The sequence below is a fragment of the Oceanobacter antarcticus genome, assembly GCF_044962685.1.
Classification (GTDB): domain Bacteria; phylum Pseudomonadota; class Gammaproteobacteria; order Pseudomonadales; family Oceanobacteraceae; genus Oceanobacter; species Oceanobacter antarcticus.
In genome coordinates, this window is the sequence record NZ_JBBKTX010000044.1 from 1 (window position 1) to 10,206 (window position 10,206).

The 10,206-nt window shown below is 48.2% G+C and carries 11 protein-coding genes and 1 pseudogene; 2 read left to right on the top strand and 10 right to left on the bottom strand.

The genetic code is table 11. The features are described 5' to 3' along the window. The first annotated feature begins 284 nt into the window (after positions 1-284). Entirely contained in the window at positions 285-1,175 is an 891-nt protein-coding gene (locus WG929_RS20575; RefSeq protein WP_416207571.1) for an AAA family ATPase, read from the top strand. Between the two features lie 90 nt (positions 1,176-1,265). Here WG929_RS20575 and WG929_RS20580 read toward each other — a convergent pair whose 3' ends face one another. The 7 genes from WG929_RS20580 to WG929_RS20610 form a co-directional block, all read right to left on the bottom strand. Continuing rightward, positions 1,266-1,616, bottom strand: coding sequence for a DUF7673 family protein (locus tag WG929_RS20580; RefSeq protein ID WP_416207564.1), 351 nt, complete (start codon positions 1,614-1,616; stop codon positions 1,266-1,268). 311 nt (positions 1,617-1,927) lie between these two features. Next, the gene (locus WG929_RS20585) at positions 1,928-2,560 is read right to left on the bottom strand and encodes a recombinase family protein (RefSeq protein WP_141068081.1); all 633 of its coding nucleotides are present in this window, start codon (positions 2,558-2,560) and stop codon (positions 1,928-1,930) included. Between the two features lie 120 nt (positions 2,561-2,680). Further along, positions 2,681-3,070, bottom strand: a complete 390-nt coding sequence (locus WG929_RS20590; RefSeq protein ID WP_265366300.1) for a hypothetical protein — start codon at positions 3,068-3,070, stop codon at positions 2,681-2,683. Positions 3,071-3,140: 70 nt separating this feature from the next. Next, a complete protein-coding gene (locus tag WG929_RS20595; protein ID WP_231664585.1) occupies positions 3,141-3,554 on the bottom strand; it encodes a hypothetical protein in 414 nt (137 codons plus the stop codon). Positions 3,555-3,882: 328 nt separating this feature from the next. Further along, positions 3,883-4,395, bottom strand: a complete 513-nt coding sequence (locus WG929_RS20600) for a hypothetical protein (RefSeq protein ID WP_416207565.1) — start codon at positions 4,393-4,395, stop codon at positions 3,883-3,885. A 742-nt stretch (positions 4,396-5,137) separates the two neighbouring features. Further along, complete coding sequence (locus tag WG929_RS20605; protein WP_416207566.1) at positions 5,138-5,494, bottom strand: helix-turn-helix domain-containing protein; 357 nt, start codon at positions 5,492-5,494, stop codon at positions 5,138-5,140. A gap of 263 nt (positions 5,495-5,757) precedes the next feature. Beyond that, positions 5,758-7,071, bottom strand: coding sequence for an ATP-binding protein (locus tag WG929_RS20610; protein WP_416207567.1), 1,314 nt, complete (start codon positions 7,069-7,071; stop codon positions 5,758-5,760). 203 nt (positions 7,072-7,274) lie between these two features. On the opposite strand from WG929_RS20610, the gene WG929_RS20615 reads away from it, so the two are divergent. Beyond that, on the top strand, positions 7,275-7,673 hold the full coding sequence (locus WG929_RS20615; protein ID WP_416207568.1) for a transposase: 399 nt from the start codon (positions 7,275-7,277) through the stop codon (positions 7,671-7,673). A 290-nt stretch (positions 7,674-7,963) separates the two neighbouring features. Here WG929_RS20615 and WG929_RS20620 read toward each other — a convergent pair whose 3' ends face one another. The 3 genes and pseudogenes from WG929_RS20620 to WG929_RS20630 all read right to left on the bottom strand — a co-directional run. Then, the gene (locus WG929_RS20620; protein ID WP_416207569.1) at positions 7,964-8,107 is read right to left on the bottom strand and encodes a hypothetical protein; all 144 of its coding nucleotides are present in this window, start codon (positions 8,105-8,107) and stop codon (positions 7,964-7,966) included. Positions 8,108-8,244: 137 nt separating this feature from the next. Next, positions 8,245-9,249: a YecA family protein gene (locus WG929_RS20625; RefSeq protein ID WP_416207570.1), complete on the bottom strand. Its 1,005-nt coding sequence runs from the start codon at positions 9,247-9,249 to the stop codon at positions 8,245-8,247. 132 nt (positions 9,250-9,381) lie between these two features. Continuing rightward, a pseudogene (locus WG929_RS20630) lies at positions 9,382-9,964 on the bottom strand (type II toxin-antitoxin system HipA family toxin); the annotation flags it as partial. Positions 9,965-10,206 lie beyond the last annotated feature (242 nt).

The following is a 10,206-nucleotide window of genomic DNA, read 5'->3' on the forward strand; positions in this document are numbered from 1 at the left end:
CCTCGGCTTGCTGGATGATGGATAACTTGTATTCGGTACTGAAGGCTCTGCGCACCCGCTTTTCCAGTGCGGGACTGGGTTCAACTTTGGGATTAGCAGTGGTAGCAGGTTTTGGCATGGTGATTCTCCTGAGCGCCCTGATTTAGATGTTATCTCAAAAGCCACTGGCTCAGGCTTAGGTTGACATACAGGGGCATCAGATCGACATTAACAATTTTCTCTCATATGCAGGTTACCGATATAAGGTTGAGATAGTAGGTGAAGGCGAACAGTCACAACTGAAACTGAGACATGCCGATCACGAGGAATATCTCAGCGGCGGAAGCCAACACCTCAGTTTTGGTGAAAGAAATGCTTTTGCCATCGTTCTTTTCATGTATGAGTGTCTGTCAAGAAAACCGGACTTGATCATTCTGGATGACCCAATTTCGTCATTTGACAAGAACAAAAAGTATGCCATTCTCGAAATGCTTTTCCGTCGAAAAGCTGATTCATGCTTGAAGAATAAAACAGTTTTGATGCTTACACATGATGTGGAGCCAATTATCGATACCATTAAGTCTCTTGCGCATAAGTTCAGCAATCAGACTTCGGCATCGTTTCTGAGGCTTGAAGCTGGCCAGTTAATCGAATATGTAATCAGAAAAGAGGATATGCAAACCTTTTCCCAGATTTGCAAGAATGCTCTCGCCTCTGACAAGGATGATGTTATCAAGCTGATTTACATGAGACGTCATTTTGAAATTTCTGACGACAAGGGAGATGCTTATCAAGTACTCTCCAATATTCTGCACAAGAGAGGGCGTGCAATTGATACCAGAGAACCCATGGGGGCAGATAACAATTATCCGGAAATGGCGCCTGCTAAGTTCTCCAATGGATGCAATGAAATATCGGGCTTTCTGAACGGATTTTCATACCCTGACATTTTGAATCGAGTTACTGATATCAATGCGCTGACGTCGCTTTATAGAGATTCCGAGAATGGTTATGAAAAACTTCAGATTTTTCGCCTGTTAGATCTGGATATTGAGAATTCTGTTGTTCAGAAGTTTATCAATGAAACATATCATATTGAGAATGAGTTTATTTGCCAGCTTGATCCTGCAAGGTTTGATACAATTCCGGAGTATGTAATCTCTGAATGTGATCGGATTCTGCAGGAGGTCCAATGAAGCTCCATCACACATCCGACTGACACATTGGGCGCACAACACCCGGTACGAGGCTGGGGAGGTTTCGATCAATATAGTGCAGCAAGCGTATCACGCTTTCGACTCCTGCTCCCACCAAGCCTGAAACAACTCATCACCACCCGGCAGATAGGTGTGAACCTCCCGGCCATTCCAATCCAGCGCCAGAACCTGCAACGCAGCCTGTTGCAGTTCCGCATCCAAGGCCCTCAGCCGGTTCAGCTCGAATGGCCAGTGACTGGCGTTATATAGGCCAAGCAGGAATCGCCGGATATGCCGGGCCTGGCCACCACCGCAGTGAGCGGCGTCGATCAGTATTGTGAGAGCCGGAAGCCCCGCGTCCTCCCGCAGCTGCCTCCGCTTTTCTTCCTGTTCCAGCAAAAATAGAAAGTTTTCGGGAAGCCTGGCTGTTTTGTCCGTCATGTGCATAACCTCATATCGACTTCACGATTATGCTGCCATGGACGACGCAGTAGGCACGGCTCTCAAACTGCCCGTTTTGGGCAAGAACACCGGTTTGCCCCGAATTTATTTCAGATCGCCATTGTGTCGGGGTGATCTTTTTCGGAACTTTCGCTCCAGGAACGCTTCCAGCCGATCGGCGTTGCGGTAGGCCATAACGCAGATAAAAAGTACGACCGCGACAAAGCTCAGAAATGCAATCAGTGTGGCAGCTAGGTTCAGCATATTCAGGTCTCCAATAGTTGATTGCCCTTTCAGGGCACTTTGTTGGTTCAGGCCGCAGCATCGGCCTGTCTTTGTTCTTTGGCGACAGACGCAATCAAGTGCCGGGAGCAGCTCAGAATCTCCTGTATTTCGCTGTAGCTGTGGCCGCTCTTGAGAAGACTGGCGATGTGTTGCCTGCGCTTCAGGTCTGGCTGCCGCCCCTGGTACTTACCCTCCGTTTTTGCTTTATGGATGCCCTGGAACTGCCGGCGCCGACGGTCTTCGTAATCTTTGCGGGCCACGGCAGCCAGCATGTCGAGCATCATGGCGTTGACCGCTCGTAGAATGGAGTCGGTGAAACCGGTGTCGTCCTTCTTTTCCAGGGCGAGCCAACTGGTCGGTAATTCCGGGGAGACGATGGCTAACCGCTTGGCGGCCAGCTTTTGCTTGAGGGAGTCCCAGTCACTCTGTTTGAGGCGAGCCAGCCGATCAATTTGTTCGACCAGAACGATGTCGCCCTCGCCAGAATCTGCGATTAGTTTCATCAGCTCGGGGCGGTGCAGGGTAGCGCCGGACACATTCTCCACGTAGAAAGCGGCAATACGCTGACCGTGGTTGGCTGCGAACTGTACCAGTAACTCCCGGGCTCGCTCCGCGTTCTGTTCCTGCGTGGATGCCCGCAGGTAGGCTCGAATAAACATCGTCGGTTCCTCAGTCTGTTATAAGTGGTTCTCTCTGGCCGGTCTGGTTTAGGTGGTTCTGGTGGCCATTACCCGGCTCGAACACCTGGTTCTCCTGATCTGTACCCATAAGGAACCACCTCAAGAGTCGAGAAACTCCCCGAACGGATCGTCCGCTCGATAAATCTGATTGATTCTGCCGTCATCGAAGAAACCCTCTGTACCGCCATTGCTCCCATTGCCGGAAGTTGCCTTGTTGCCCGCGCCGGTTGCCTCCTCATCACTGCCTCGACTGAACGACGCCATCTTTTGTTCGAATTCAGGAAACGTCATTTCCCCATCGGGTCCCTTGGCGAAAACCGTCTTGTAGGCATCGACTACGGCCAGTGCGAAGCGAATGAACAGTGCGACCACCCAGAGCACGAACAATAAATACCATGCGTAAAGCGCTGCATCGGTACCCCTAAAGGCGAGCTCCACAACGCCGATCCCGGCGAGCCCCACTGTTACGATTTTTGCCACTCTTACCATGGCCTCAGTCCCCGATAGTTCTTTACTTCGAAGCTACCAGAACCTGAGAAAATGCAAGTTTTTCCCGGCGTCAGGCCGCTGCGGCTTGCCCGGCCAGCCACGGCGGTTTCACCTTGCTGTAGGCATCGTTCGTCATCGCCCTCAAATCTTCCACGTCCAGGTGTGGAACCACCAACGCAGTGCCTTGGTATCGAGCTCGCGGGTAGTTGGTTGGCTGGAATACGCCATGAGGGAGGTCGTCCTCATCACCCAGCCACTGTCTCAGCCGGAGATCGATACACCAGCCCTGTTCGAGCTCGACCCAGCAATGGGGAGCGGTGGTCATTCGGCTCAGTCGGTCCTCCGCGTATCCGATCCGGCATTGATGGAAAATGCCTCGCTCGGTCAGGGCATTGCTGATCACAAAAGTCATGTAGACGCTATCGACTCTCAGGTCCTCCAGCGGCAGCAGTGCCAACTCAAGTTCATCGTGCCAGTCACTCATGGTCGGGCTCCCTGAACATCAGCTGTTGGCCCTGTTCATACAACACCGGATAGGGGAGCGGCTCGCCGTCCTGGATCACGGTGTTCGGTGGAAAGTACATCACTATCCAGGGAGGCATGCCGGCGCTGACAGCGCCATAGAATTCATCTACAGGAAAGGTGAGTTCATGGCCGGACTGCCGAAATACCAGTCGGGAATATTTCTCGGGATGGTTGGCAGCGATGTTGTAACTGGCTGCTTCACGGCCGATGACATAGCTTGGTGTCTTCCAGTGATTCGGTTGTTGGATGTTATAGGCGATGATGCAGTTGCTATCGGCACAGCCATATCACTCGACTGTTACCGACCACAGCATGAGCGGGTTCCCATCAATCTCCGGCGTCTTCACGTCTGTGAGCTTCGTTACATTTATCGCCATCGACTCGGCGGCCTGGGTGATGGCCTCATCTACGACTGCAACATAGTGGTCATAGGCGTCATCCTCGTTCGCCGCCAGTGATTCCGGCATCCAGCCCATCAGGCTGGGTCGCGCCGAAGGGTTGTCCGGCGTCATCATGATGTCAGTGGCGTTAAATAGCAGTGTCTGGGTGCCCGTAAGATGACGGAGTGGTGCATCTAATGAGGTAGCCAGACTGGCCAGGTCGAGGGCGCCCATCACCAGGCTTTTGCGATAAGAGCGGGTGCCGTCTGGTGAGTCCCGCAGGTCCTGGTCGTAGATGCCCCCGGAACGGGCCAGATTCAGTGCGCGGGATGATTCGTCGTCATATTGTCGAGGCATGGCAGCGCAACCCGCGAGCACGGCTGTAGTTACAGCAAAACAAATGGTCTTCAACTTGGTCATTTTGAACTCCTGCGATTTCTAAAATACTCGCACGAAGTTTCAAATATGCAAGAGAAAAATCAAAAAATATCTAATAAAATCAATGGTTTGTTCTGTTAGTACAAACTTCGATCTATTCGCAGTGGTGCATCGGGAGCCGCGCTCTTGCTAGACTTGCCAGCAGGTTTTTTCGGTTGAGACAAGGTGTTGGTAAATCGGAAAAGGATCAGAAATTCCCAGTTTCCCACTTATCCCAGTTTATAATCATGGGTAGTAACCGATTGGGCCGATCAGAGATAAAGTTTCTATCCATGGGTAGTAAAATGGGTAGTATTGGGTGAAGATCGATGCAAAAACTAAGGCAAGCATCTGTTTTTAAAGACTTTTAAATTATTATTCTTCGAGCAAATCCAAAACATCGAATAGGTTCTTGGGTAGAAAGTTACCCGTCCAAGAATGTCTTAAATGCCCTGTATTTCCTGGTGAAGAGCCTTGTAAATGCAGGGCTTTTTTATTTTCCCCGTCCAAATCGGTTTGCAGATATCCGTTACAAACTACCATTTGAGTGGTGGGCAAATTGGTGGGCAGTAAGTTACCCAATTTTCGCATTTAACTCGCCACCACAACAGGTTAGCTGCTGATTCAATAAGCAAATCGGTGGTGGGCAGCCATTTTTGCACCCGCCATTATTTCAGCAACTATGAAGTAAACATGGTAAAACTCACAGCAAAACAGGTTATTCATACAGCATGTCAATGGCCATCTATTTAATCCTGCACGGCTCTGCGCGAGTGTTGCCGTTGTTCAGGGCAAGGCGGCGGATGGTGCGATCCGGCACGGCCAGATCAGGTACTTGATCACGCAATCGACGCATCAGTTTGACGGCACTGAGATTGGGATAACGCTGCAGCCAGAGTTGCAGGTAATCGCGGTACTGATCGAGCGACTTCAAGCGTTCCGGGTTCTGTTGTTGCTGATCAACCGCCGGTTCATTCATATCGAGGTACTTGCGAACCGTGTTGCGGGAAACCCCGAGTTCTCGGGCGATGGCTCGAATGGACAGGCCATTGCCGTTGTCGTGTAGCGCTTTGATTTTATGAATCACAATCCAGTCCTTCACGTGAGTTCCCGGTCAGAAAAACCGGGAACGTTAGGGTTAAAGTGGCCAGAAGGCCACGCGAAGGTGGATCAAAATTAATGGCCAGAGGTGGGTCACTTTAAATGGCCGTTAACAACAGGAAATAAATCAAGGGCATATGGCAGGTGTCAGGGCCAAGTCATCCTTGATATTGGGGAAGCGTCTATATATGTCCCCTCAAAGTCTACAGATTGTTACTCTTAAAGTAACTTTGTGTAGACCTCGGGATTCTAGGCAAAGCGCTTTTACCATCTCTGTGATAAATATTGCGTGAAATACAAAGGCATCACGATATTGGTTTGTTCTAACGCTGATGAGCCTTGTGTGCCAGTTAACTTAAAGGTTTTACTTGGAGCACATTTTTCAACGTAGGATGCCAACGATTTTGCTCTTGTACGTTTGCCACTTTTGACTTCAACAGGGATGATATCACCTTCATCTGTTGCCAAAATAAATTCGATTTCGGCGCGTGCGTCATTCCATGAATAACTTGGGTCAACACCAATGGCAGTGAGCTCTTGTTGCACAAAGTTTTCTGCCACATAGCCTTTGTATTCATATTTTTGTTGCTTAATCTCTTTATAACTACTACCTAGCATATGATTGAGCAGGCCCACATCAAACATAAACAGCTTAACCATATTCTCTTTTTTATAGGCCGCCAGAGGCGGTTTCGGCATCCCTTCAATAGGGTAGTTTGGCAAGGCTAAGCGGCAACAGTTAAGCCAATGGATCGCGGTTTCAAAATCGCTATAACGAGACTTACGTTCATGCACATGCTTAAATTTAAAGCGTTTAACGGACTCATCGCTGACAATTGATAGCTGTGCTGGAATGCTATTAAATACCGATTCAATCAGTGTGGCATCGACCTTGCCAGCGTACTTGCCAAAATCGCGGCGATAACCTTCAACTAAATCGGCATGAATTTTAGTGACTTTTTCAACACGCTCTAAAATGCTTGAACCTTTAAACCGATACCAAGCAGAAATGGCTTCCGGCATACCACCGGTAAAAAAATAGTCTGTTAGTTTATCCATCAATTTAGTGTGCACAGCCGATGTGCTTGCTTGACTATCAAACGCTTTGATCAGTGCTTGCTCGTTTGATGCGTAAATAAATTCTTGGAAGGTCAGTGGTCGTAAATTGTATTGTTCTACCTTGCCCACAGGGAAGGTGTTGAGTAAACCAATATTCGAGCCGCTGGCTGCGACAAAATAAGACGGTGCTTTTTCGGCAAAATACTTAAGCGAAGTAACGGCACGTTCACATTCGCCAATTTCATCTAATATCAGCAGATCGGTTTCTGGGTTGAACGCCTGATTGGTCAAAAGCTCAATGTTCATTAATAGCTCATCAGGTGACAGTGAGCCATCGAACGCTTCTTTGTAGGCGGGATTTTCAAGAAAGTCGATACGAAGGATGTTGGTAAAGGTGTTACCAAACAACTCTTGGAGCAGATACGTTTTACCCGTTTGCCTCGCACCATCGATCAATAATGGCTTGCGCATAGGTTGGTTTTTCCATGCAATTAGGGCATTGAGTAAGTTGCGCTGCATTGTCATTTCCCAGCAATTCAGATTGTTAACTGCCTATACCATAACCCAATTCACAATTTTACGCGCATTAAAGTGTGTAATTTTACATTTTTAAGCGCGTAAAAGTGTAGTTTCGATCTAGTCGAGTACCCTGTATGTCAACCTAAGCCTGAGCCAGTGGATTTTGAGATAACATCCAAATCAGGGCGCTCAGGAGAATGACCATGCCAAAACCTGCTACCACTGCTAATCCCAAAGTTGAACCCAGTCCCGCACTGGAAAAGCGGGTGCGCAGAGCCTTCAGTACCGAATACAAGTTATCCATCATCCAGCAAGCCGAGGCCTGCCAGCATGGTGAGTTAGGGGAACTGCTGCGCCGTGAAAAATTGTATTCCAATCAACTGTCTCAATGGCGTCGGGAACGGGATGAGCGAGGGCTGGATGGTCTGAAAAAATCCGCCCCAGGTCCCGCGCCGAAGAAGACCGCTGATCAAAAACGTATCGAACAGCTCGAACAAGAGAACGACCGGCTACGCAAGCAGATCAAGATTCAGAATGGCTGCCTGACGCTCCAAAAAAAAGCCTTGGATCTACTGGACATGCTCGACGAGGACGCGTCATGAATCAGTTATCTTCTGCCAGCTAATACCTATCGCATAGAACAAGCGAAAAAATGCCAAGCTCTGCTCGATAAAACTTTTCAAAACTGCTACTTTTTAACCCTAACGGCAGCGTGTAAGCGGCACTGTTTTTCCATTGCTCACCACTAAGATTCAGTAAAAGCCATAGGCTAGTGGTGGGCAGTTTGGTGGGCAAACAGGCATTTTTGAACGGTTTCTTTTCGATAACTTATTAATTTTATTGTGGTCTAGGCCACTACTCCACAAGCAGATCCAGAATATTGAATAATGTTTCATAGGCGTTCAGCTGAGTAACAGTGCCTGAATTTCTCACGACTGAGGCGCAGTTGCTTCAATACCTTGTTCTGCCCGGAGACGATGCAAATCTGGAAAACGGACTTTGCCAGGTCGATAGCGATGATACTAATATCAGTCATGTGGACGCTCCTCATATTTGGGGAGCGTCCATCTCATCAACTATGCTGACACAGCGGGTGCTTGGCGCGCTTTACTGTCTAAACACTCATCCAGACGCTCGAATCGATAGTATTGATATTCGCTCACGGTGACCTTGCTATGTGTTAATGGTGAATTGAAAAGTTTGTTTTAACAAAGGCTGTACCTGAACCATTCTGGCGACAGGCTCACCTTTTAAATAACGTCTTGGATCGATGATGATAAATCCCCAAAACTGTAAAAATCGCTCAATAAATCTTGATTCGATTAACGCACTCAAATTTCTTTCAGGTGAGACGTAATCGTCTGAAGAGAATGCCAATAACACATCGGGGAAAGCCGTCACCACCTCTTCAATAAGATCATCCACGCTCTTGTGGCTTTGTATACGCCACAACATAAACAGCCAAAAGGTACGCAAATCGACATCTTGCTCAAAACCGTCTAAATATCCCCAGTTATATTTTCTGATTGCGGCTTCTAGCATAAGTTTGAAGAATGCCTGTATACCTTGGGCCTGATACTGTTTTTGAGCTGACTTTTTAACATGATAACGGCCGCTGCGTCGGTAAATAATGCCGCTAATTTCGGCCAAAACTCGTGTGTAGTGCAACGCATTGAACTTATCTTCATTACTGCCAGCAAACTCGCTGATGCTGATATTTATTGGAAACTGAGAGACGGCAAACCCAGGTAATAACTCACTGGCCTGCTTGACTAATTTAGCTGGTAAGTTGCCTTTACTGGTTGCTTTAAATGAACCATTATTCTCCATTGATTCATCGAGAATGAGTGCTAAATAGCGCATCACAGGGCTTGCAGAAAGGTCGTCTGGCGTACTGATTGTCACCCACTGTAATTCATCAAAAGACGCATAGAGCCAATTGGCCATTTGCGTCGGAGTCACACCACAAAAATCTGGATGAGGTTGATTATTGCGATCCTGTACTTTGTGCTGCAAAGCGACGTCGAGTTCATCGGGGGTCAAATCCGGGTTCATAGCCAGCATAGCTTCGACACCATCAAATACTTGCGCATGCTGCTTGGATACGTTGTCCATACAGCAACGCTTATATTTTTTACCACTGCCACAGTGGCAAGGATCGTTACGACCGAGTTTCATTATTGAGTTCTCTTATTCTTTCAGAGCCTTTATTAAAAATTGAATCGCTCTTTGCAAAGAGCCAACTACCTTTCGTGTATACCAGTACAACCTCATTCCGGCTATGCAGCACGCGCAGGCCATCTTAAAGCATTATCCTTGTGAAAAAAACGCCGCGTTTTCCTGTCTGCGCTGATTCAATGTCTTATTGAGCGCGGACACTGTCGCGTTACTGATCCCTTGTTGGCGTGCGAGATGAGCGAATTGGCTGAGTACTTCAGACACCTCTTCAACGACTTGCTGAGCTTCGGTCCAATTGGTAAAGCCAGCACTCGCGGCGAGCTTCTGCATGACTTTCATTGGAGGCGCTTTACCATAACCACCAAAGGCGGTGGCGTGTTCGTTAAACGGGTGCGGGCTATAAGTGACATCGTAAAAGGGTGCTGGCTGCCATTGATCATCGTCCGACTGCAAAAAAAGCCCAGTTTTTACTGTGATCGTCTTGGTTAGATGCCAGCAGGTTAAATATAGCGCGGCGAAATTGCAATTGTCCTGCGGCGGGTGATTTACACAGATGACGGCTCGCTTTGATCAAGTCAATATAATCACGGAAATCCGCATCCAGCAGCCCACAAGCACTGTGCATATGAAGACGGCCTGCACTCATTTTATTGCCTACAGCGGTTTGATCCGCGATACAGTCAAAACGCTTGAGCGCCAGCCATGCGCGCGCGCCACAAAACACCTTGCCGGTTCTGCGCCAACACGCCGACTGCTACCCGTGCGCCCGTGCTTAACGTACGAGCAACGCTCAGTTTCTGAATGGATTTAAAACTCATCTTTTAGCACCTCATCAATGCTAGTGTCCCTTAACAAAAATAAATAGAATTTATATGAGTGGTTATAGTCTACTTTGAGGAGTGCATTTTCAGGCAGAGGCAAACCATGGGACGACCAGTCAAAGTGCTCGACATCACT